Raw genomic sequence first — 21,643 nt, forward strand, 5'->3', positions numbered from 1 at the left:
CCTCAGGCTTTATCTTCTGTTAAGACCATCAACTGGCATGGTACTCTTCGGAGGAGTCGATCTCGGCTGGATCCTGATCGTGGTCGGTGCGCTGGTACTGCTCGCAGAGGCCTACACGCCGGGATTCTTTCTGACCGTCCCGGGGACTGTGATGGTCCTGCTCGGAGCATTGCTCCTGCTCGGGGTCGATATTTTCAATTCTGAGTGGGGGATCGTAGCCGGCGTCGTGGGAGCTCTCGCCGCGGCCGTGGTGACCGTACTGCTGTACAGCAGGATCACCCCTGACGAGCGACCGACAACGGCCCTGAGCAGAGACTCGTTCGCCGGCAGAACCGGGGTGGTCACCAGGGTGGTGGACACCGTGAACTTCGATGGCAAGGTAGATATCGAGGGGAACACCTGGTCGGCGATATCAGAGACCGGGACGATTCCTGTTGGAACTCGAGTCAGGGTCGTCAGGTCTGAAGGCGTCCATATTATAGTTAAGGAGATAACACACGATGGCACTACTTGATACATTGATCACGATCATCCTGATCGCGGTGATCGTCTTCGTCTTTGCACGCGGGGTCGTGATCATTCAACCCTTCCAGCAGGGGCTTCAGATCAGGCTTGGAAAATATATCGGAAGGCTGAACCCGGGGTTCAAATGGGTCGTTCCGCTGATCACCAGGGTTGAGAAACTGGACCTGCGGACACAGGTCGTCGAGGTTCCGTCGCAGGAGGTGATCACCAAGGACAACTCGCCGACCAACGTGGATGCAATCGTCTTCATACGGGTGATCGATCCGGAGAAAGCATTCTTCCAGGTTGGAAATTATAAAGGGGCGACCGTGGCCCTGGCCCAGACCACCCTTCGTGGTGTGATCGGGGACATGGAGCTCGACGAGGTGCTCTACAACCGGGACGTGATCAATGCCCGCCTCCGTGACATGCTGGACAGGGAGACCGACCAGTGGGGGGTCAAGGTCGAACGGGTCGAGATCAAGGAGGTGGACCCGATCGGCGCCGTCAAGCAGGCGATGACCGAACAGACCTCCGCCGAGCGTGAAAGGAGGGCGGCGATCCTCCGTGCAGACGGAGAAAAGCGGTCTGCAATCCTCAAGGCCGAAGGGCTCCGGCAGTCGATGATCCTCGAGGCCGAGGGGGAGCGGCAGTCCAAGATCCTCCGTGCCGAAGGGGAGCGGCAGAGCAGAATTCTGGAGGCGCAGGGGCAGGCACAGGGGCTTCGGATCGTCTCGGTCGGGGCCCGTCCGCTCGATAAGCGTGCGATCACCGTTCTCTCACTCGATGCGCTGAAACAGATGGCGCAGGGGCAGGCCACCAAGATCATCTTCCCGTTCGAGATCTCGTCGCTGATCAAGCAGAGCGCACGGTTCCTCGGAGCGACCGAGGAACTCCCCGACGAGGAGAAGCCCTTTGCAGGAGACCTCGATGAGAGTATCCTCGGACCGACTCCCCAGACAGTGCAGGTCAATGAGATTCTGAAGGATATCGTCAAAAACATCCCGGATACCCCTGAAGCAGGGGAGATGAAGACAAAAGAGAAGGTGGACTTTCCACCAGAATAACTCTTTTTTTCCAGAGGATACCGCCATTCTGGGCGGTTTTTTCCGCCCCGCCAGCGAATCGGCGGTTCACTGAAGGCTCTCACGATCCATTACATTATGGACATGATATCGCGCAGCAAAGCCCTGATATCGATCCAGATGATCAGTTCGTTTGTTTCCCTGTCCCTGACCTTCACCTTTCGTTTGATTATCCCCAGGATCGCGGAGTCCTCCCTGTTCATCGATGCCGAGGTATAATCGACCTGGTCTGCCTCGAACGTCGAGACTGAGGTGACATCGTCGACAAGGATCCCGACCTTTGAGCGTGTCATCCGATCATCGAGTACAATGATCCGCGATGCTTCAGATACAACCATACCGGTTTCACTGATATTGAGCCGGTGCTTGAGATCGATGATGGTCGTGATCTCCCCCCGAAGATCGATGATCCCCTGTACATAGACCGGTACATTGGGGAGTCTGGTGATCGAGGTATACTCGACCACCTCTTTCACATCAAACAGGTCGATGGCATAGTGTTCCTTCCCCAGAACAAACTCGACAACCTGGATACTCTCCCGTTTCTTTTCGTTAGGAGCGACCGTTCTGGATTGCGCCTCTGACACGCCTGACTCGACCGTCATGATACCGCACTCCCTACTCCACCCTGAATCTCTTGTTTGCTTCCATTGCTGTGACTGCAACTTTATTTACTTCTCCAACCATCCGGGTGATGTCGTCAAGGGAGGCGGTCGACTCTTCGGTGGCCGCCGCTGCATCGCCGGCCTCCTGTGCGGTCTGGTCGACGAGACGGGCGACTTCAGTGATACTGGCTGTGATCTCTTCGGTTGTCGCCGCCTGTTCTTCAGTTGCAGAGGCGACCTCGGATACACTCTTTGTCACTTTGTCGATGGCAGCGGCGATCTTATTGAAGGACTGCAATGTCTCGGTGACCATCTCCGAACCCATCTCCACCGTCCCCTTCGCTTCACCCATCGCAAGGGAGGCATGCTGGGTGTTCTTCTTCAGGTTACCGATCATCTCCTCGATGCGCTCTGCCGAGTTCCGGGACTCCTGGGCGAGCGATTTCACCTCTGTGGCGACGACGGCAAATCCGCGGCCTGCATCGCCGGCGCGGGCGGCTTCGATCGCTGCATTCAATGCAAGGAGGTTGGTCTGGTTGGCGAGATCGCGGATGAGAACGACGATCTTCGATATCTCGCCCATCTGCTTCTCCACATCGGTGACGATATCGTACACCTTTGCCGACGAGTTCGTGATCTCCACCATGCTCTTCTCAGCCTTGCTGGCCTGTTCTGCCCCCTTCTGCGACAGAACATTCGTATCATGCGAAAGAACGGAGACCGATTCCATGCTCGAGGTGATCTCCTCGATGGCGGCACTCATGTCCTGCATCGCCTTTGAGATCTGCTCGACACCGTCAGCAGCCTTCTCAGCATCCGAACAGACATTGCCGGCATTCTTTGCCACCTGCTGGAGCCCTTTGCTGGCGTCCAGGATACTGTTGTTCGCATAGTCTGCTGTCGAGGTCAGCTCGATCATCTGCCTGTTGACCTCGCCGATATTCTTACGCAGGCTGGCGATCGTCGAACTGACCGCATTCTGAAGTTTCTCCAGGTGGTCATGCATTATTCTGGTATGCTCGTCGGATGGTGCCAGGTTATACTGAACGGTAAGATCGCCGGCAGCCATCATCTCGTACCGTTTCGACAGTTCTTCGATCTCGGTCTCGACATATTTCTGCGTCTTGGTGAGCCCAGTGACATTGGTGACCACTTCGACGTGTCCGACGTTCTCCCCTTTTGCATTCTGGATATACGAACAATCGACGGTGTAGAATTTGCCTGCCTGCTCGAAATCGGTGGAGTTGGATCCCTGCTTCAGTCGGGTGATACCACATTTCTGGGTATTGCAGATACTCGCACCCCAGTTGCTGCAGTGCTTGCCTATGAGCTCCTTACGGGGCTTTTTGAGTGTATCTTCAACAGCTTTGTTGACAAACGTCCATTTGCTGTCGAGGTCGGTAACCGTGATCGGGGTCTTGATGGTATCCAGAATCGACTCGTAGAATATCGCCCTATCAGCAGCTTCCTCACCCAGCCGGACAGTCTCCGTGATATCGAAATTCGCGATATAGACATACTTTACGTCACCATGCTCATCGAGAATTGGAACATAGGTCCGTATGAGATCGTACACCCCGGTCGGGGATCCCATCTTGGTCTGTCCACTGACCGTCATCTTTTTATCGACCGAATCCTGGAGCGTACCGCCGGTCGCACTGATATAATTGAGCATCCCCTTTGTCTTGTAGTCGGAGAAGGGCATGCCCGTGACACGCTCGCGGCTGTACCCGACAAGCTGGAAATAACTCTCATTGCCATCCACAATCTTCAGTTCCTTATCGAGAAGGACATGAGCCATTGGGCTTTTTGCAAATATCTGCTGATAATCCGAAAGATCTGTCATCTTTTACACTCACCTTATATCTCTAACCATCAGGAATCCCAGTGTGCTCATTGGACCTATTCGTCCAGAATCACTGAGATTCAATTTTAAGCAGTATGCTGAAGTATTCCCGCGTGGTTTGACACCAGCAGGGATCCAACCCGGTCCCTTGAGGTTATAGTTAATATCTATTCAACAATGAGTATTGAATATTTGGTAACACCGTGGAGGGGTACTGATATCAGATCCCCGGGGTCAGGAAAGAGAGAGAGAGAATGAATTCCCACCAGGTGAGATATCCGGTCTCACTCGTGGGAACCTGACCGTGGATCTTTCAGGAGGGTTCTGTTCAACACCCTGTCCTGAAGGTCCACCAGCACGTTAGAAGTCAGAGATGGAACAGATAGGGAAGTGCGATCAACGCAACCATCGCAGTCATCACCAGAGCGCTGATGCCGGCCGCGAAGCTGGAGGCGAACCGTTCAAGCCTAAAACGGGCAGAGATCTGCCGGATACCCTCCTGCATGATATAGCCCCCGTCGAGCGGGACCATCGGGAGGGCGTTGAAGATCCCGACGTTGATGCTGATCCAGCCGCTCCAGAAGAGCAGGTGGATCAGACCCCAGAACCCGGGGAACGGAGCGTCGTAGTACCGGGTATCGGTGGTCTCAAAGCCGAGGATACGCAGGTACTGTCCCTCTTCGGAGAGATCGAAGGGCAATACCAGGTACCTGAGCAGCCCGAGCGGGTTGAACGAATCCTTGACCGCGCTGACCAGGCCGGGGGCATCATAATACGTGACACCCATGAACCCGGGACCGTCAGTGCTGGTGGTACCGGGCCGGGTGGTCAGGGTCAGGGGATAGACAGAGACGATCCCATCCTTCTGAACACCGAGGGTGATCGGATCTCCCGACCTCGTCCCATTCAGAAACGCCGCGACCTGCTCGCGAGTCGACACCGGGGTTCCATTGATCGCAGTCACGATCGAGTCCTGCGGCACCCCGGCCAGATGAGCGGGGAAGTCCTGGTAGATGCCGGAGATCACCGGCGCGGTGGTCGGGGCCGCCATCCCGAAGAGTGTGATCATCAGGAAGAAACAGATCAGCCCGAAGACCAGGTTGTTGGTGATCCCGGCGCCGAACATCCTGATCTTCGGCATCCCCTTCGCCTCTGCGACATCCTGTTCATTCGGCTCGACGAACGCACCGATAGGAATCACCGCGAGGAGGAGCCCGGCACTCCGGACACGCATCTGTTCGACCCGGGCCAGGACTCCGTGTCCGAACTCGTGGATGGCCAGTGTCAGCACCAGGGCAAGCCAGACCGCCACCGTCCCGGGGACGTACTGGTTCACCCCAGGGATCAGGAACAGGTTCTGCGGTTCATAGATACCGGTTGGAGCCGGCTTATAGGTCAGCGTATACCGGAGTGAGATGAAGAGGCTGACCGTGAAGAAGATCGAGACCAGGATCACCATCAGGACGCCGAGCGTCCCGTAGATCCGAAAGAAGAGACCGAACCTGGCGAAGAGATCGAATATTCCGACTTTGTTGGTACGGATGGCCATGATCGGACCGTAGAACGAGATGTGATCGTAGATCCAGTCCCCGGTTTCTCCCCCGGCCCCTGGCATATCAACCTCGCCATCCAGAGCGTCCCCTGTCGTTTCATATTCCAATAGTCGCCGCCGGCGGTAGGCGCGATTATGCAGTATCACGTACCCTGAAATCAGCGAATATAGCAGGACAAGAAGAATAAGGACTGAGAACCACTCCATTCTGTAGTCATTTTGAGGGCAGACTACATAAACCATTGGCTGGTACCAGATCAGAAAAACGAGCAGAGATCCCGCTGACCAAGCGATTCGAGCAGATGAATGGTCGTTTTCCAGGTCTTTCGGGCACAGGACGGAGGTGCATGATGCCGTCCGATATAGTCGGAGAGATACTCAATGGTGTACCGGTCCGAAGGATATCCGCTACCGATCGGACCGCACTCCTCTGCCAGTGCATCGATGAGGCGATCACGGGTGACCTTTGCAATGATGCTGGCCGCGGCCACGACCGGATAGGTGCTGTCCGCCCGGTGCTCGGCGATCACCTGGCAGGAAGAGGGAGGATCAAGAAGAGCGGTCACGGTCTCCCGGTATCGGTCTGCGTTCACATCACAGGCGTCGACATAGGCGACCGTGGGGGCCAGGGTGCTGATCACAGCGGCATGTCCCCTGGCCACGATCAGGTTCATCGTTACAGTCTCGCGGGCCTGATCGATAGCTGCTGCAGAGAGGACGAACACGGTGGTTGTACAGATCGATCGGATCCGATCATAGAGGTCTTCCCGCCGGTTTCGGGTCAGCTGCTTGGAGTCCCGGACTCCGAGTGCTGCGATTGCGGAGAGATCCCTGCAGGAGACTCCGGCCACGACCATCGGTCCGAGCACAGCCCCTTTTCCAGCCTCGTCGACCCCACAGATCAGCGGCATCTGCATAGAAATCAAAAAAAAGTATGTTCAGTAGACTTCAGGAGTTGAGGGAGTCCCGCAGCGTCTTCAGTTCAATGAGGAGTTTTGGATTATGTTTGATCAGTTCCTTGATCAGTTCGAGCGTCGAGAACTTCTCCATATTGATTCTCTTGAACGAATGGGCCAGTGCATTCAGTTTTTCATCGCTCTGCCTGATGAAGTACTCCTTGATCTTGTAGTTGCGATCCAGTGCCTTCCCCATCACCGACGCACGCCACTGCTCGTCATAGGCGGCCAGTGCTGCCCGGCTGCAGTCGCCGCGGCTGATACACTCGGCAGCGACCTGTGCTGCGAGCCGACCAGAGTACATGGCATTGTAGATGCCGCCACCAGTCAGCGGGTCACTGATCCTGGCTGCGTCCCCGATGATCATCAACCCGTCGCTGACCGTGGAGGCCAGCGGCTGGCAGACCGAGACCCCACCGACGATGCACTCGATTGTCTTTCCGTTCGGGAAGTTCTTCTCGACGAACCGGTTCAGATAGTCGATCGGCCGATTGCCGGGCAGACTCATCTTACCGCTGATCCCGAGCCCGACATTCGCAGTCCGTTTCCCCTTCGGGAAGACCCAGGCATAGCCCTGGGGAGCGATCTCGTTCCCGATGTAGAAGACCGTCGCCGCCTGGTCGATATCGATATCGGTCAGCAGGTACTGGGCGCAGGTCTCGATCTCGTTCACCGGGACCGCAGTGTCTATACCACACCACCGGGCGAACTTGGACTCGACCCCGTCTGCAGCGATCACGACCTTGGCTCTGACATCAGTTGTCGTGCCATACCCCTGCAGCCGTGCACCCTTTACGACACCGTCCTCTATGATCGGTGCGACCGCCCGGGTCTTCACCTGCACCTCGGCGCCGGCCTCGGCCGCCTGCCAGACCAGTGCACGGTCGAAGACCTTCCGGTCCAGGATGTACCCGACCTCGTTGCCGGCCATCTTTGCCTCAAGGGACATCGTGGTGCCGTCCGGGCCGACGATCGTGGCCCGCTCGATATCTGCAGATATCCAGGCTGGGTCAGGGTCGATGAACTCCCTGAGCAGTTCCTTCCCGACACCCTCTGCACACCGGACCGGCGTACCGATTGCGGGCCGTTTCTCGACCATTAAGACCGAGAGACCCTTTTCTGCTGCCGTCTTTGCAGCAAGAGCTCCACCTGGACCGGCACCGATGATCAGGAGATCGTACTCAGCCTTCATTGATAACCTCCAGGGCTCCGAGTGGGCAGGCCTTGACACAGATCCCGCAGTTACGGCAGGTCTCATCCACCGTCAGGTACGCATCGATCAGTTCGAGGGCGCCCTCAGGACAGACCGACACACATGATCCACAATATCCACACACATCACGATGAATCTTGAGCATTGGTATCATTTTGGGGTGCAACTCCAATAAGGTTTACTCATTGCATGAACGAAAAAGAACCGTACGAACCGCCGCCACCAGGGTGCAGTTCGACCCTTCCGTCCCGAAGCGCCTGCACCGCCCTCCCAACCGCAGGATTTATTCCGGTGATCTCCGGTTCCGGCGTCTCTATCAAAACAGTGATCTCGTCCCCGAACTGGGATATATACTCAGTATAGAGGCGCTGCACCTTCTTTGCAGAGGGAGAGGCGGTCCCGAGCACCCGCTGGATGATCTCTGACAGGGGTATCAGGTGCAGATAGGGCGGACGGGGGGATGGAAGGGTGTCGGTCAACTCATGCGCACGATCTGCAACCCCTTTCTTGATGCGTGCCCCGTCGACAGGACACCGCCAGTGATGGGCAATCGCCTCGTCAAAGGTATACTGATGGAAGCCCTCGATACAGGCGGTCCGGTTGTACTTCCCCTCCTCAGGAAAGAAGCCCGCATTCATCAGGATCCTGTTCTCCCTGATCGCAGCGAGAACAGCCCGGGGCGTCGGTTCGGTCACATCGAGCAGGTTGAACTCGCGGCCGAACTTGTTGGTCTGCGGCGAGTGGGCGTCTGAGTTCGAGAGGAACGGGACCTGGTGCAGCTCGCTGATCCCGGCCCCGTACGAGGAGTCCGCGCTGAGGCCGAGCTCGAGGAGATCGATCGGTTCGGATCCATAGCAGTCCCTGACATGATCATAGGTCGCATAGAGCGAGGTCCAGGGGGTGAATGCATGGGCAGGACCGATCATCCCCCCCACCGCATGGACATGGGCGGCGATCGCCTCACCCTCCAGTTTGACCTGCGGCCGGCCGTTCCGATCGATGTTGCTGCTGTACGGCTTCAGCAGATCATACAGTGCGGCGCACTGGTCGAAGTCCTCCATCAGGATCAGGTGATGGATCCGGTGCAGCCCCTCGACCTCGGCCGTCGGGACTACACAGACCCCCTCGGGGTTGACGAGGTGCTCATCCCAGAGTGAACGCCAGGTCGGGTGGAGTCCGTCGCCGGTCCCGATGATCTGGATCCCCTTAATTGTTGAAGAAGCGAGCAGCTGCTCAGGGAGCATATGCCTGGAGACCGCCAGCGCGAATGGCGAGTGGATGTGCAGATCGGCGCGGAGATGCATACCAGTCACCCGATGTACCGGAGTTCATCGTTCTTTCTGACCAGTTCGCTCTCACGCACCTCGGCGAGCACCTGCTCCATGTCATCGGCCCGTTCATGCAGCCGGCTCGTATCCACCACCAGCCCGGTGATCCTGCAGAGCAGGGAGAGGAGGTTATGGGCGCTCTTGGGATCGATCAGGTACCCCGAGGTCTCTCCCATCAGGCAGATCCCCCCGATACCCTGACGAGCGCCGAGGCCGAGCAGCAACCCGGCAGCGCCGACGATACCCCCGCCGGGCTCGTCCCTGGTGAAGATACCGCCGACCTCCTCGACCGGGGCGCGAAGTGCTGGATCATTGACCGCGCAGAGCACCCGCGGCTCGTCGACCAGATGGCCGACCCCGTACCCGCCGAGCGTATAGATCTTTTTGATCCCGAGACGGGCTGCGATCTGCAGGTACTGCTCGGCGAGGAGATAGTGCCCCTCGTTCGAAAGGCTCTGGCAGTCCCCGACCAGGAAATAGACCGTCTGTTCTGCGACCTGGTAGCGATAGATCTCATTCCCTGCCAGCCGGACCGTGCCGTCCTCCTGGAGGATCACCTGGGGGGGGAAGAACAGGGAGTGGATCTCAGCAATCTTCTCGGCATGGAGTTCCTCGATCAGATAATCCGCGACGACCTTGCCGACCTGACCGATCCCGGGAAGTCCTTCGATAAGTATCGCGGGACCGGTGATCTCCTGGTCAAGATCCCTGAAAGGGTCCCCAAAAAAAGTGACTGTCACCTGCTCCATCATTGCACCAGTCTACGGTAATGCCCGTAACGATCTTCAGGTGAATAACGAGCAGGGTGTGCAGTCTCGGTCTGTTCTTTACAGACCGGGCACTGCGCAGCGAGCGTATAGGTGTGATCAGCAGAACAGCGCCTGATCCGGCCCTTCATCAGACCTTCCCTGACTTCTGCTTGCGCACAAACTTGGCCTCGCCACCTGCACGCTCGACGACTCCCATCGCAGCCGCTGCTGCCCGGTCGATCGCCTTCTGTGCAGTCTTGTAATCAGAGGCCGTGATCTTGATCCCGTACTTGGGCGCGCCGATGTAGAAGATATCAATACCGACGTCAGGGATCTTCGGCTCTGCACTGCGCAGGGCACGCCTGATCACATTGACCCCGTCAGGTTTTGTCGAGGTCAGGTGCAGCACTCCGCTGACCGTGACCTTCGGGATCTTCACATTCTCATGGGCAACAGCGATCAGGGCATCGAGAACCTTTTCAGGGAGATGCACCTTCTCGCGGATCGACGGCTCATTGGTCACCATCTCCTCGAAGGGGACGAAGAGGACGCCGTACTCATGGTACAGGGCGTTCTCGATCTCCTCAACAGAAGCGCCAGATGCCTCAGCAGCGAATTCTATCCACTTGTGGGCTTTCTGCTCATTCTTCCATTCGCAGATCTTTTCGCGCCGCTGATGATCGTTGACATCCTTGAGAGAGAGATCGATATGACCTTTCTGGGTATCGACATGCAGAACCTTGCAGACGATCTTCTGTCCTTCAGAGATGTGGTCGCGGATGTATTTGATCCATCCTGTTGCAATCTCTGAGATCGGGATCAGGCCTTCGCGGCCGTGATACTCGTCGAGCTGCACAAAGGCGACAAAGTCCTTGACTGTCGCAACGGTGCAGACGACCAGTTCCCCCTCTTCAGGCCAGTCTCTCTCATGCATAGTCTGATCACTCAAGTTCGGCCAGGATCTCTGCCTTGAGAGCGGCTCGTCCACCGCGCGGTTCGGCAAGGACATGTCCACAGACAACACAGTCGACGACGGTGCTTGCCTTCTCAAAGATTATCTGTTCATTCTCGCAATCCGGGCACTTGACCCGGAAAAATTTTGATCTGTTCTCTCTGTATAGTCGTACCACAGAATCACTCCGTCAGTTCGAATTTCGCTATTCTGAATCCCTTGCGCAGGTGGGCTTTCCCGCAGGTCAGGCATCTGTACCTGACATTGATCTTCTTGGTCGGCTTGTCGCCACCAGGAACCTTCGAATACTTGCCCATATTCCCGACACCACCGCGGCGGTCCTTCTGCCGGTCAATCCAGTGCAGCCCGTTTCTCTTTCCCTTCTTGACCTTCTCGACCTCATGCATCTGGTGAATCTTGCAGAACGGGCAGTAGGTTTTGAATTTACCTGGCATCTTCATGAATATAGTCCCTCACTTGTCTTCCAAACAGCAATATTATTTGTGAAGCCCGATACTTAAGAGTATGTTGCGCTCGCGCAGAACCTCTGCGTTCTGTTCAGGAAGTGTCACCAGATCTTCTTTTAGGAGATTATAAACCCTCCCATCAACCGCCATAAACGGCTCGACATCCTCGAGGATCCGTGCCAGCACCAGGGATGGCCGATCCTCGACCTCAGGGGAGGCTGGACAGGGCTCCTCATCGATCATCATCTTCATCCCATCGAACGCTGACGAGAGGGTCTCCGGCTCGCTGCCGGCATCCAGCAGTTCTCGCCGGCAGACCTGCAGGGATTCGGTGATCTCGCGGTACATCTGCCGTTCGGCAGCGAGCATCTTCTTCACCTCATCCCTGGCTGCTGCATCCCCCTCGGCCTCGGCGTTCGCGAGCAGCAGGATCTTCTCTGCCCGCATCCGGAAGATGTCCTGCATCGTCTCACGGATGCTGTTGATCTCCTCGATCGTCAACCGGGCCTGGGAGGAGAAGAGCGGATCCTCACAGGCATACACGGTCTTTGTCAGCGAGGCCAGGGACGCCGCGGCGTTATGATAGAGTTCAGGCGGGATCTGAGTCAGTTTCCCGCTTTCCCGTTCTTTAAGCAGAATTATGCGCAGTTCATCCAGTTCCATCTATCTCCCCCCAGCAATCTCGGCCAGTCCCCTGCAGCAGAGGAAGACTGCAACGGCCTCAGGGACGGTCTGCGTTCCAGCACCGACCTGGTACGTGCTCCCCAGCAGTGAAACCGTCAGCGCCTTCTCAGCGGTGACCTGCACGTCCCGGTCCCCAAAGACGACCGCGTCGACCAGGGGGTCGAACTCCTGGACTTCGCTGATGGTGAGCGGCACGACCCGGAGACCGCTGCCGCCATGGAGCGAGGTCGGCATCCTGATCAGCCGCTTGATATCGGTCGTGACCGGTTCGTCGGCCTGCACCCCGGTCTCCTGCAACCACTGCTTCCAATCAGGGTTGTCGTTGGTCGTGACCGCCCGAAGGACGCGGTCACCCAGCACCTTCTCCGGATGATCCCCTGCGAGGGCGGCCCGGTTCTGATCGAGGGATTTGAGCAATCCCGCCGCAGAACTCCGCGAAACCCCCTTTATGGAAGAGAGATGCGACAGCGCCTCCTTCTGATCCTTTACCTTCAGCCAGGCGAGGTACCCGTCCAGCGCGGCCAGGTACCGCCGGGGCCAGCCTGTCGACAGGTCGGTCCCGGCCCTGATCAACAGCGCGGGGTCGAGGCCGATCCCGCAGACATAGTTGACCACCTCGCGCCGTTCGGCACTCCCCCAGGAACGGACCGCCAGGTCGTTCACATGGATATGATACCCGCGCCCGCCTGAGAAGACCACCTCGCAGTGCTTCTCCGAAAATCCCAGCTCGTCGGTCAGGACAGCCAGCAGTTTCAGGGTCTCCTCCTTGACCCGCGCCAGCATCACCGCATAGGGGCCGTGCAGAATATGGTCTGCATCGAGATCGAAGATCAGGTCCGCCCCGGACCATCCCTTCTCCGCCATCGTCGGCGCGCCAGGAGATTCGTAGTACGCAGACGAATAGAAGACATGCGCCGGGACCATCGTCTTCAGATATTCGAGCAGTTCCTGCCGTTCCCCAAAGGCCAGGTGCCGGCGCATCCGAACCTCGCGGCCGGCATCAAAGAAGATGAAACCCCACTCACGCTGCAGCAGTGCATCAGGGGTGACCGGGTAGGCCCGCTGATAATAGCCGGTGAACTGCTGTTTGATGAACTCTAGGGTGGCTGGTCTCATGCAAGTCGTTTTACCATATAGGGGCCGGTTCGCATATATCCCTGCCTCTGGTAGTAGGGGCGCACCCCGATCCCGCTCATGATGGCGAGCGAAGAGAAACCGGCGTCGCCGGCCAGGCGTTCTGCCTCGGCGAGCAGCTGTACCCCGAACTGTCGGTGCTGATACTCGGCAGGCTCAGCCTCATCGCCGATCGGGACGACCATTCCATAGACATGCAGCTCGCGAACCAGGGCTGCATCAGCCAGTTCCTCCCGCCAGGGATTTCCCGGGAACCGCAGGCGTAAAAACCCGATCAACGAGTCGCCGGCCACCGCCGATATGAAGAACTCCCGCCCTCCGCAGCAGTCATAGGCCAGGGTCTGGATCCCGGCCACAGCACCTTTGGGCGGCGCGCAGCGACCGATCTCGCGGCAGCGGATGCACCGGCACCGTCTCCCGGTGGCATGCAGCCGGCCCTCAGCCAGCTGCCGGAAGTTGCTGTGGTGCGAACCGGCCACGATCAGCTTGGCCGGAATGTCCCGCTGGACCCGCTGCAGCCGGACGTATTCGGGGAGGAGTTCCTTGGCATAGGCAATCAGATCGATCAGATCGTCCTCTGCATACGGCGCATACTCTCCCCGGTTCAGCAGATCCTCTATCTCAGAATAGGGGGTGACCAGCGTCGGGTACAGCTTCAGAAAGTCGGGGCGGAACCGGGGATCGTCGAAGAGGGTCCGGAACATCGCCCGGTCCATCTCAAGCGTCGAACCGGGCAGGTTCGGCATCATGTGAAACCCGACCTTGATCCCGGCGTCCCGCAGGGCCGTGTTCGCCTCCACGATATCAGCGACCGTGCAGCCGCGGCGGTTAAAGGCGAGGACCTGATCCTCCAGGTGCTGGACCCCGAGCTCGACCTTGGTGACACCGAGGCGGAGCATGCTGTCGATATGCTCCCGCCTCGACCAGTCCGGCCGGGTCTCATAGGTCAGGGCCACGCACCTGACATCAGACCGTTCGTTCTCCTGCATAACCCTCTCAAGCGGCTGCGGTTTCTCCCGAACGCCGGTTCCTGACTCGTTCATCGCCTGCAGACAGGCGGCCACGAACGACTCCTGGTACTCGGGGGTCCGGGCGGTCATCGTGCCGCCCATCACGATCAGCTCAGCCTTGTCGACATGATGGCCGAGGAATCGGAACTGGTCGAGTCGGGCCGAGACCTGATCGTAGGGGTCGTAGTCATGCTCGCGTGCCCTCTTCGCGGCCGGCTCCTCGCCGGTATAACTCTGCGGCGATTTGAACGGGTGGTCCGGGCCGCCCGGGCAGGGCAGGCATTTCCCATGCGGGCAGGGGGATGGAGAGGTCATCACCGCGATCGGTGCGACGCCGGAGAGGGTCCTGGTCGGTTTGACCAGCAGCAGACGCCGGAGCTGTTCATACTGTTCCGGAAGGGCTGCGGCCAGCAATGCCGAGTTCTTCGGCACCTCAGGGAGTTCATAACGGCCGCAAATTGCACGTTTGATCTGCATGATCCGCTCAGGATTCGCAGATTCAAAAGAGATGAGGGAGAGGATCTCCCGATAGATTTCAGTTTGATCCATGAAGCGTTAGTGTTCGATTGCAGCAGTTTCAGCAACCATCTCGCTCGAGTATTCAACCATCGGCGCTTTATGAGACCGGATCTGTGATACGACCTCATCACCGAGCATCAGAAGAGCATCCTTATGCGACTTCTTGTTCTTGTGGATATGAACAGGGGAGACATCAAGCGCATCGTACCGATCCGTGGGAACCGACTCGCCAGAAATATGCTCATAATATTTCTTGATATGAACCATCAGCATATGTAAATGAAGCAACTCCTCTTTCTGCACATAACCACCTCTCAATAGCAAGTAGTTTTTTCCACAACGGGATATATTTTACCGGTGATCTTTATATTCGACCTGAATGCGGCCAGAGGAACTGTGGTTGGCGTCGCAATTGGCGATGCATTGGGTGCGCCCTTCGAAGGCTACCCGGGCGACGGCCTGGTGACCGAGATGCAGGGGGGAGGACCCCATAACCGGGTGAAGGGAGGGTGGACCGACGACACCCTGCAGATGCTCGCGGTGGCGGACTCGCTGATCACCTGCAGGGGGTTCTCTGCAGAGGACCAGCTGACCCGGATGCTCGCAGGGTACCGCCGGAACCCGGAGTTTTACGGTCCGACCTCATCAATGGTCTTCGACCTGATCCAGGCAGGGAGACCGCCCCTGCAGGCGGCGGCGGAGGCAGGGAGCCGGCAGGGGTCGCGGTCCAACGGGGCCGTGATGAGAGGTCCGCCGATCGGGGTGATGTACAGCACCCGGCAGGTGCAGGAGGTCTCGCTGCTCTGTGCGGCCCTGACCCACCACGACCCGGTGCCCGGGGCCTGTTCAGCGTTTGTAAACCAGATGATCAGCGACCTCTGCAGAGGGTCAGACAGGCGGACAGCTCACCGTCATGCCTGCACCCGCTGCAGAGAGTCCGAGGTCGCAGAGATACTCGGAAACTACCTGGACTATCAGCCTGAGCCGGCCCTCGACGCCCTCCTCTCGACGCATGCGGCCCTCCGCTTCTTCATGGAGGCAGAGTCCTGTGAGGAGGCGATCGTCCATGCGGTCAGCATCGGCGGGGACACCGACACCATCGGGGCGATCTGCGGGGCGCTGGCCGGGGCCTGCTGGGGCGTCACCGCGATCCCGGTCCGCTGGATATCGGTGCTGCATGGGGTGAACACCCTGATCAGAACCGCAGACCAGCTGGCCCTGATCGCAGAGCCCTGAAAAAGATCCGTAAAAGAGAATATGATATGCAGATGGAAGAACGGTCAGATCGGGCGGAGTTCGACCAGCTTCAGCGACCGCCCCTTCTCACAGTGATCAGGGGCGTTGCCGAGCACCTCGCTGACCATGTACCGCTCTCCGCTGACGATCCCGTCCGGGTGGCAGAGCGGATAACTCTTGCATTCACGCTGGGTACAGCTCAGGTCGGGGAGGACCCGTGAGTTTGCAATCGCGAGGTCGGCCTTGATCAGCCCGACCACCGGCGACTCGACGATCTCGACGGCACAGGCCCCGTTCAGATGCACGCTGCAGCCGTGCACCGTGGTCCGAATGGAGAGCACCCTGTACTTTCTTCCCACCTTCAGGTTGTTGCAGGCCTTTCTGACCTTACACTGCTCGCAGGCCGGCAGTTCACCCTCATAGATGAACTCGAGCCCCGGACGTGCCAGCATGGCACCAATCAGTGTCACCTTTGACTTTATCTCCGCCATAACCACCTACTCTCCATACAGCATCCTGATGAGTGCGGTTGCAGACGCTTCTGTCAGACCGCTGTCAAGTATACTGAAGCGTTCCGGACGAATAGTCTTTGCCATCATCAACGCAGCTGCGGCCACATCGTCCGGAATCCCCAGTTCGGCAGGGGTTGTCGGGGCCCCGATCTGCTGCAATGCCGTCCGAATTCTCCGCCAGTCCCCGCCATGCAGGTACATCATGATGATCGTCCCGATCCCGCAGGCCTCTCCGTGAAGAGCCTTCCCCGGTGCCAGCCGTTCGAGGGCATGACTGAACTTGTGCTCGCCGCCCGAGGCCGGCCGGGACGATCCTGCAATCGCCATCGCAACTCCCGAGGAGACCAGGGCCTTGACCACCATCCAGGCGCTCTCCTCCTGGTGCGGCCTGATCATCGGGGCGTTCTTCATCAGGATCTCTGCGGTCATCCGCGAGAGCGTGATCGCATACTCGCTGATCTGCTCCCCCCGAAGGCGGTTGGAGAGTTCCCAGTCCAGGATCGCCGTGTAGTTGGAGATGATGTCCGCACATCCCGCTGCGAGCAGACGGTGCGGGGCGGCCGCGATGATCCCGGTATCGGCGATCACCCCGAGCGGGGGATGGGCGGCCAGCGAGGCCGAACCGTCGCTGGTCTGGAGGGACGCCCTTCCTGACGCAATCCCGTCATGCGATGCTGCCGTTGGGACGCTGATGAACGGCAGGTCCAGGTTGTACGAGACGATCTTGGCCGTGTCGATCACCCGCCCCCCGCCGACTCCGATGATGAACTGGGCCCCGCAGGCGGCCTCCTCGGCCAGTTCCATCGATTCCGGAGTCAGCTCCCCGGCCAGAAACGTCGAGAGATCGAAGGACGGGGCGAGCAGCTCCTCGATCCGATCGCCTGCCACCTTCATCGTGCTCTTTCCAGCGAAGAGCATCACCGATCTTCCAATCTTCAGGTCCTGGCAGACGGTAGGGAGCTGGTCGAGTGCATTGTGTCCGATCACGACATCCCGTGGGAGCTGCATCCACTTGGATTTGTCAAAACCCGGATTCCTGAGTAATTTTATACCATCTGCACTCATTAAGATCAGAGATGATTAGGGAGTTCATATACAAATATTACATCGATCCCATCCGGTACGGAGGGGCCTATACGATCGTCGACACCCTGACCTATGCCGTGATCCTGATCGTCTCCCTGTACCTGATCTACCGGTGGCTGAACCGGACCGGGATCAGCATCGATCGATCGTTCATCTATTCGTTGCTCCCCTTCGTGGTGCTCGGATCATTGCTCCGGGTGATACAGGACACCGGGATGATCACATCCGATCTCCAGTTCCTGCTCATCACCCCGCTGATCTTCTTCACCATCTTCTTCTTCACCATAGCCTGTCTGTTCATCGCAAGGCTTGCCGAACAGCATGGGCTGATCAGGGACTACCACACCGGCTTTGCAGGGCTCGGGGTCGTCGCCTGCCTGGTCAGCGGGGCGGTGCTCGGCTGGTACGGGCTGACCGTCACCAGGATCGACTTCGGCGTTCTGCTGACCATTCTGCTGATGGCCGCGACGGCGACGACCCTGGTCTGGGCGTTTCTGCGGTACGTGCTCAGGTGGGAGTTCGCCTCAGACCCGATCTACGTGATGCTCCTGCTGGGGCACCTCCTCGATGCCAGTGCGACCAGTTTCGGGATCGACCTGCACCCCCTCCACTATGTCGAGCAGCACGTGGTCGGTTCGTCGCTGATCGCTGCCACCGGCACCGGTTTCGTGATGTTCCCGCTGAAGCTGGCCGTGCTGATCCCGGGGATCTACGTGCTGGAACTCTACCGAAAGGAGGGGGCCAGTGCGTTCTGGCACCTGGTCGTCTTTGCGATGATCGTGGTCGGGATGGCCCCCGGCCTTCGGGACATGCTCAGGATGGTCCTCTATGTCTGAGCGGCCCCTGATCAGATACACCCTCTTTACTGCAGCCCTCTTCTTCACCTCATTCCTCGTCGGCGTCGTGATGGTCAGGCTGGACCCGTCGATCGGCACCGGCATGATGGCCGCGTTCCGGGACCAGGTGGTCCGACAGATCATGAACGATCAGACCGGCGTGATCTGCGTGAAGATCTTCCTCAACAACCTGGTGGCCTGCCTGGTCCTCTTCCTCGGCGGGGTGACGGCCGGCATCCTCTCGCTCGTCGTGCTCGGTGCCAACGGGGTGCTGATCGGGGCGGTGCTGGAGATCGTCAGGTCGCAGCGGGGGGTGCTCTATGTCGCGGCTGCAATCCTTCCGCACGGGATCTTCGAGATTCCGGCATTTCTGATCTCCGCGGCCCTCGGGTTCATGCTGGCCGGCTCCCTGGCCGCGGACTGGTACGGGACTGCGGATGCAGGGGAGACCGCCCGGCATCTCGGACGCATTTTTTTGTCCGTTGTGGTCCCGCTGGTCGGAATCGCAGCGTTCATAGAGGCTTTTATTACGCCTCAGATTATACATTTAGTCAGTTAAAGGGGATATCGTGCAGACCGAAGAAGAGACTACCGCCTTACCGCCAAAAGAAGAGTTCAGCGCCTGGTACAATGACCTGCTCTGGCGTGCCGAGATCATGGATGTCCGGTACCCGGTCAAAGGAGTCTATGTCTGGTATCCGTTCGGGTTCTCGATCAGGAAACTGACCTACGCGATCCTGCGCCAGCTCCTCGATAAGGATCATCAGGAGACCCTCTTCCCGCTTTTGATCCCGGAAAATGAGTTCATGAAGGAGGCCGAGCACATCAAGGGGTTCGAGGAGGAGGTCTACTGGGTCACCCACGGGGGGCTGACCGAACTCGATGTGAAACTGGCCCTCCGGCCGACCAGCGAGACCGCAATCTACCCGATGTATGCTCTCTGGGTCAGGTCCCATGCAGATCTCCCGCTGAAGCTGTACCAGATCGTGAACACGTTCCGGTACGAGACCAAGCACACCCGGCCGTTGATCCGGCTCCGTGAGATCACCTCGTTCAAGGAGGCCCACACCGTCCATGCGACGTGGGACGAGGCGGCTGCCCAGGTCGAGGACGCCCTGGCCCTGTACACCACCTTCTACCAGCACCTCTGCGTGCCGATCCTGATCTCCCGCCGCCCCGAGTGGGACAAGTTCCCTGGCGCAGACTACACGATGGCCGTCGACACCGTGATGCCGGATGGCAGGACCCTCCAGATCGGCACGGTCCACCACCTCGGCGATCACTTCTCGCGGACCTTCGACATCACCTACGAGAACCAGAACGGAGAGCAGCAACTAGCCTACCAGACCTGCTACGGGATCTCTGAACGGTGCATCGCCGCCCTGATCAGCATGCACGGCGACGATAACGGGCTGATCCTTCCGCCTGAGCTCGCTCCGGTGCAGGTTGTCGTGGTCCCGATCATCGTCGGAAAACGGCGTGACGAGGTGCTCGCCGCAGCCAGAACGATCCGCGACCAGCTGGAAGCGGCCGGCCTCCGGGTGAAGCTGGACGAACGGGAGATCCGTCCGGGCGCCAAGTATTACCACTGGGAGATGCGGGGCGTCCCCCTGCGGGTGGAGCTGGGTCCCCGGGACATCGACAACGGCGTGGTGACGGCCGTGACGAGAAAGAAGGAGAAGTCCACGATACCGGCAGCATCCCTGGTCGAGGGGGTGCAGGCGCTGCTCGAACAGGTCAGGAACACCCTGGTCACGACCAGCGACCAGCACCTCGCCTCGCACATGAACCTGGTCGAGACGATGGACGATCTGAAGTCAGCCATCGAAGAAGGGGTCGCGATCGTCCACTGGTGTGGGGAAAAGGCGTGCGCAGACCGGATCGAAGAGCAGATCGATGCCAGCGTTCTCGGTACCGAGGTCCGGTCGCCGCTGGTCACAAAAACAGAAGGAAGATGCCTGGTCTGCGGCAGGGCCGGAACCACCACCCTGATCGGGCGGAGTTACTGACCCCTGCCTGAGCAGGTATCACAGTGATAACGGGTCGTGTGCTGCGGGCGCACGAGCGTCCCGGAGACCACTTTTTTTCCGCCCCGCAAAAAGTATTTTCCGCAGTCCTGGCACCGCTTGGGCCGGACCCGGTCGAGCAGGCCCATCGGCACCTCGAACGAGTATTTCACCTTCTCAAAGGCGGCCGGAGAGTCCGCACCGGGATCCTCGTTCCTGGTGATCAGCTGGAGCACCCGTAACGGCTCCACGCCGAGCCGGTCGAACTTCTTGAAGAGAAAGTAGTGGAAAACCAGGTAGGCAAGGTCTGCCCGCTCGATCGCCTCATCGAACTCCTCGGTCCCTTCCTCATCATCATCAAACGAGCAACCGCAGAGCGGGCACCGTCCACCGATCAGCTCGTCGAGGAAGACCTCCTCCCGGCAACCGGGGCAGGTGGTATGGGGGGCATGCATCCGCGAACCCACGGTTCAGACCTCCACTCCGGCAGATGCAAAGACCGTTGCTGTGTAACCGTCCGCTCTGAATATAACGAACCCCGGTCCTGGTAGTATTGTCAGAATTGTCTCTATCATGTCTGCATCAACCCGCTGCAACCAATGTGCTTGCGCTCTGTTATTCGTCCCACCAGCACTTAATACTTTATGTCAATGCAAGCAGTATCGTCGCGATTTGCCAAATTCCTCAATTTTAAATCGGAATCTGGTTTCCTGTCCCCTCACGGTAATACCCGAGAGAGGCGGCCTGCTGAAAGCAGGCACCGGCAGCATCCTCCTCTCCGAGGAGCCGGCGGGCAATCCCCAGCTGGTGCCAGACGAACGCATTCATCATATTCAGATCGAGCGCCCGGAGGTACTGGTCCCGTGCCTCCTCGAGCCTCCCCAGGTCCACGAGGGCCATCCCCCGGCCGGTCATCGCCTTGATATGTACCGGGTTCTCAAGGAGGGCTGCATCGAAGGCGGTCACCGCCTCAGGAAGCCGGCCGAGTTCCCGAAGAACATACCCCCGGTTGGCCTCCACGGGGATGGAGGTCGGGTCGAGCAGGAGGGCCTGATCAAAACAGGAGAGCGCCTCTGCCAGCCTCCCGATCTTCCGGAGTGCGTATCCCCTGCCGAACCATCCCTTTGCAGAGAGCGGGGCCAGCTCTGCTGCACGGTCATACCAGAAGAGCGCTTCGACATAGTCATCCTGATCGAGGTACGACCCTCCCCGCTCTTCACATGCCGCAGGAGTCATGACCTGCTCTTCTCTGTCGTTTACGATCCCACCATATCCTTCCATCGCCCCACCTGCCAGTATGATACTCTGGCCATCCCAAGTATTAGAGTCTGATCCCGCCGCCCGGCGCCCGGCTGACGGTCAA

Annotated in this window: 26 protein-coding genes; 6 read left to right on the forward strand and 20 right to left on the reverse strand. The window is 58.8% G+C overall.

Translation table 11 applies throughout. The features are described from left to right. The first annotated feature begins 37 nt into the window (after window positions 1-37). Together ACFKSJ_RS04975 and ACFKSJ_RS04980 are read left to right on the forward strand one after the other, a co-directional pair. Window positions 38-514: an NfeD family protein gene (locus ACFKSJ_RS04975; RefSeq protein WP_440951150.1), complete on the forward strand. Its 477-nt coding sequence runs from the start codon at window positions 38-40 to the stop codon at window positions 512-514. After that, window positions 501-1,571, forward strand: a complete 1,071-nt coding sequence (locus ACFKSJ_RS04980; RefSeq protein WP_440951151.1) for an SPFH domain-containing protein — start codon at window positions 501-503, stop codon at window positions 1,569-1,571. The genes ACFKSJ_RS04975 and ACFKSJ_RS04980 overlap by 14 nt, the downstream gene beginning before the upstream one ends. A gap of 89 nt (window positions 1,572-1,660) precedes the next feature. Here the strand turns inward: ACFKSJ_RS04980 and ACFKSJ_RS04985 are convergent, their stop codons facing one another. From ACFKSJ_RS04985 to ACFKSJ_RS05060, 16 genes are all read right to left on the reverse strand, one after another. Continuing rightward, a complete protein-coding gene (locus tag ACFKSJ_RS04985) occupies window positions 1,661-2,194 on the reverse strand; it encodes a chemotaxis protein CheW (protein WP_440951152.1) in 534 nt (177 codons plus the stop codon). Window positions 2,195-2,207: 13 nt separating this feature from the next. Further along, the gene (locus ACFKSJ_RS04990; protein WP_440951153.1) at window positions 2,208-4,040 is read right to left on the reverse strand and encodes a methyl-accepting chemotaxis protein; all 1,833 of its coding nucleotides are present in this window, start codon (window positions 4,038-4,040) and stop codon (window positions 2,208-2,210) included. A 367-nt stretch (window positions 4,041-4,407) separates the two neighbouring features. Continuing rightward, window positions 4,408-5,739, reverse strand: a complete 1,332-nt coding sequence (locus ACFKSJ_RS04995) for a site-2 protease family protein (protein ID WP_440951154.1) — start codon at window positions 5,737-5,739, stop codon at window positions 4,408-4,410. A 110-nt stretch (window positions 5,740-5,849) separates the two neighbouring features. Further along, a complete protein-coding gene (rnhB, locus tag ACFKSJ_RS05000; protein ID WP_440951155.1) occupies window positions 5,850-6,509 on the reverse strand; it encodes a ribonuclease HII in 660 nt (219 codons plus the stop codon). Between the two features lie 31 nt (window positions 6,510-6,540). After that, window positions 6,541-7,740, reverse strand: coding sequence for an NAD(P)/FAD-dependent oxidoreductase (locus ACFKSJ_RS05005; protein ID WP_440951156.1), 1,200 nt, complete (start codon window positions 7,738-7,740; stop codon window positions 6,541-6,543). Beyond that, window positions 7,730-7,906: a 4Fe-4S binding protein gene (locus ACFKSJ_RS05010; protein WP_440951157.1), complete on the reverse strand. Its 177-nt coding sequence runs from the start codon at window positions 7,904-7,906 to the stop codon at window positions 7,730-7,732. The genes ACFKSJ_RS05005 and ACFKSJ_RS05010 overlap by 11 nt, the downstream gene beginning before the upstream one ends. Before the next feature lie 37 nt (window positions 7,907-7,943). Beyond that, the gene (locus ACFKSJ_RS05015; protein WP_440951158.1) at window positions 7,944-9,065 is read right to left on the reverse strand and encodes an endonuclease Q family protein; all 1,122 of its coding nucleotides are present in this window, start codon (window positions 9,063-9,065) and stop codon (window positions 7,944-7,946) included. Between the two features lie 5 nt (window positions 9,066-9,070). Next, the gene (locus ACFKSJ_RS05020; RefSeq protein WP_440951159.1) at window positions 9,071-9,841 is read right to left on the reverse strand and encodes a proteasome assembly chaperone family protein; all 771 of its coding nucleotides are present in this window, start codon (window positions 9,839-9,841) and stop codon (window positions 9,071-9,073) included. Beyond that, window positions 9,838-9,987, reverse strand: coding sequence for an RNA-protein complex protein Nop10 (locus ACFKSJ_RS05025; RefSeq protein ID WP_440951160.1), 150 nt, complete (start codon window positions 9,985-9,987; stop codon window positions 9,838-9,840). Before ACFKSJ_RS05025 ends, ACFKSJ_RS05020 begins: the two co-directional genes overlap by 4 nt. Continuing rightward, the gene (locus tag ACFKSJ_RS05030; protein ID WP_440951161.1) at window positions 9,987-10,772 is read right to left on the reverse strand and encodes a translation initiation factor IF-2 subunit alpha; all 786 of its coding nucleotides are present in this window, start codon (window positions 10,770-10,772) and stop codon (window positions 9,987-9,989) included. Before ACFKSJ_RS05030 ends, ACFKSJ_RS05025 begins: the two co-directional genes overlap by 1 nt. Window positions 10,773-10,779: 7 nt before the next feature. Further along, window positions 10,780-10,968, reverse strand: a complete 189-nt coding sequence (locus tag ACFKSJ_RS05035) for a 30S ribosomal protein S27e (protein WP_440951162.1) — start codon at window positions 10,966-10,968, stop codon at window positions 10,780-10,782. Between the two features lie 4 nt (window positions 10,969-10,972). After that, window positions 10,973-11,251 carry a 50S ribosomal protein L44e gene (locus ACFKSJ_RS05040; RefSeq protein ID WP_440951163.1) on the reverse strand — a complete coding sequence of 93 codons (279 nt, stop codon included), beginning with the start codon at window positions 11,249-11,251 and terminating at the stop codon, window positions 10,973-10,975. 36 nt (window positions 11,252-11,287) lie between these two features. Continuing rightward, window positions 11,288-11,920, reverse strand: a complete 633-nt coding sequence (locus ACFKSJ_RS05045; RefSeq protein ID WP_440951164.1) for a hypothetical protein — start codon at window positions 11,918-11,920, stop codon at window positions 11,288-11,290. Continuing rightward, the gene (gene priS, locus ACFKSJ_RS05050; RefSeq protein ID WP_440951165.1) at window positions 11,921-13,057 is read right to left on the reverse strand and encodes a DNA primase catalytic subunit PriS; all 1,137 of its coding nucleotides are present in this window, start codon (window positions 13,055-13,057) and stop codon (window positions 11,921-11,923) included. It abuts the gene before it with no gap. Next, window positions 13,054-14,634, reverse strand: a complete 1,581-nt coding sequence (locus tag ACFKSJ_RS05055) for a tRNA uridine(34) 5-carboxymethylaminomethyl modification radical SAM/GNAT enzyme Elp3 (RefSeq protein WP_440951166.1) — start codon at window positions 14,632-14,634, stop codon at window positions 13,054-13,056. The genes priS and ACFKSJ_RS05055 overlap by 4 nt, the downstream gene beginning before the upstream one ends. 6 nt (window positions 14,635-14,640) lie before the next feature. Then, complete coding sequence (locus ACFKSJ_RS05060) at window positions 14,641-14,907, reverse strand: UPF0058 family protein (protein ID WP_440951167.1); 267 nt, start codon at window positions 14,905-14,907, stop codon at window positions 14,641-14,643. A gap of 93 nt (window positions 14,908-15,000) precedes the next feature. Between ACFKSJ_RS05060 and ACFKSJ_RS05065 the strand changes: the two genes are divergently transcribed. After that, the gene (locus ACFKSJ_RS05065) at window positions 15,001-15,840 is read left to right on the forward strand and encodes an ADP-ribosylglycohydrolase family protein (RefSeq protein ID WP_440951168.1); all 840 of its coding nucleotides are present in this window, start codon (window positions 15,001-15,003) and stop codon (window positions 15,838-15,840) included. 44 nt (window positions 15,841-15,884) lie between these two features. Here ACFKSJ_RS05065 and ACFKSJ_RS05070 read toward each other — a convergent pair whose 3' ends face one another. Together ACFKSJ_RS05070 and ACFKSJ_RS05075 are read right to left on the reverse strand one after the other, a co-directional pair. Then, window positions 15,885-16,331, reverse strand: coding sequence for a UPF0179 family protein (locus ACFKSJ_RS05070; RefSeq protein WP_440951169.1), 447 nt, complete (start codon window positions 16,329-16,331; stop codon window positions 15,885-15,887). 6 nt (window positions 16,332-16,337) lie between these two features. Beyond that, complete coding sequence (locus tag ACFKSJ_RS05075; protein ID WP_440951170.1) at window positions 16,338-17,417, reverse strand: NAD(P)-dependent glycerol-1-phosphate dehydrogenase; 1,080 nt, start codon at window positions 17,415-17,417, stop codon at window positions 16,338-16,340. An 11-nt stretch (window positions 17,418-17,428) separates the two neighbouring features. Here ACFKSJ_RS05075 and ACFKSJ_RS05080 point away from each other — a divergent pair, with 11 nt between their 5' ends. The 3 genes from ACFKSJ_RS05080 to proS are packed head-to-tail and all read left to right on the forward strand — an operon-like array spanning window position 17,429 to window position 20,283. Further along, window positions 17,429-18,274: a DUF63 family protein gene (locus ACFKSJ_RS05080; protein ID WP_440951171.1), complete on the forward strand. Its 846-nt coding sequence runs from the start codon at window positions 17,429-17,431 to the stop codon at window positions 18,272-18,274. Beyond that, on the forward strand, window positions 18,267-18,833 hold the full coding sequence (locus ACFKSJ_RS05085) for a stage II sporulation protein M (RefSeq protein ID WP_440951172.1): 567 nt from the start codon (window positions 18,267-18,269) through the stop codon (window positions 18,831-18,833). Before ACFKSJ_RS05080 ends, ACFKSJ_RS05085 begins: the two co-directional genes overlap by 8 nt. Window positions 18,834-18,843: 10 nt before the next feature. After that, entirely contained in the window at window positions 18,844-20,283 is a 1,440-nt protein-coding gene (gene proS / locus ACFKSJ_RS05090; RefSeq protein WP_440951173.1) for a proline--tRNA ligase, read from the forward strand. On the opposite strand, the gene ACFKSJ_RS05095 is transcribed toward proS, so the two are convergent. Next, the gene (locus ACFKSJ_RS05095; protein ID WP_440951174.1) at window positions 20,277-20,747 is read right to left on the reverse strand and encodes a hypothetical protein; all 471 of its coding nucleotides are present in this window, start codon (window positions 20,745-20,747) and stop codon (window positions 20,277-20,279) included. The genes proS and ACFKSJ_RS05095 overlap by 7 nt on opposite strands. Before the next feature lie 223 nt (window positions 20,748-20,970). Beyond that, window positions 20,971-21,561 (reverse strand): tetratricopeptide repeat protein, encoded by a 591-nt coding sequence (locus ACFKSJ_RS05100; protein WP_440951175.1) that lies wholly within the window; start codon window positions 21,559-21,561, stop codon window positions 20,971-20,973. Window positions 21,562-21,643: the final 82 nt, after the last annotated feature.

The sequence above is a fragment of the Methanosphaerula subterraneus genome (assembly GCF_052055875.1).
Classification (GTDB): Archaea; Halobacteriota; Methanomicrobia; order Methanomicrobiales; family Methanospirillaceae; genus Methanosphaerula; species Methanosphaerula subterraneus.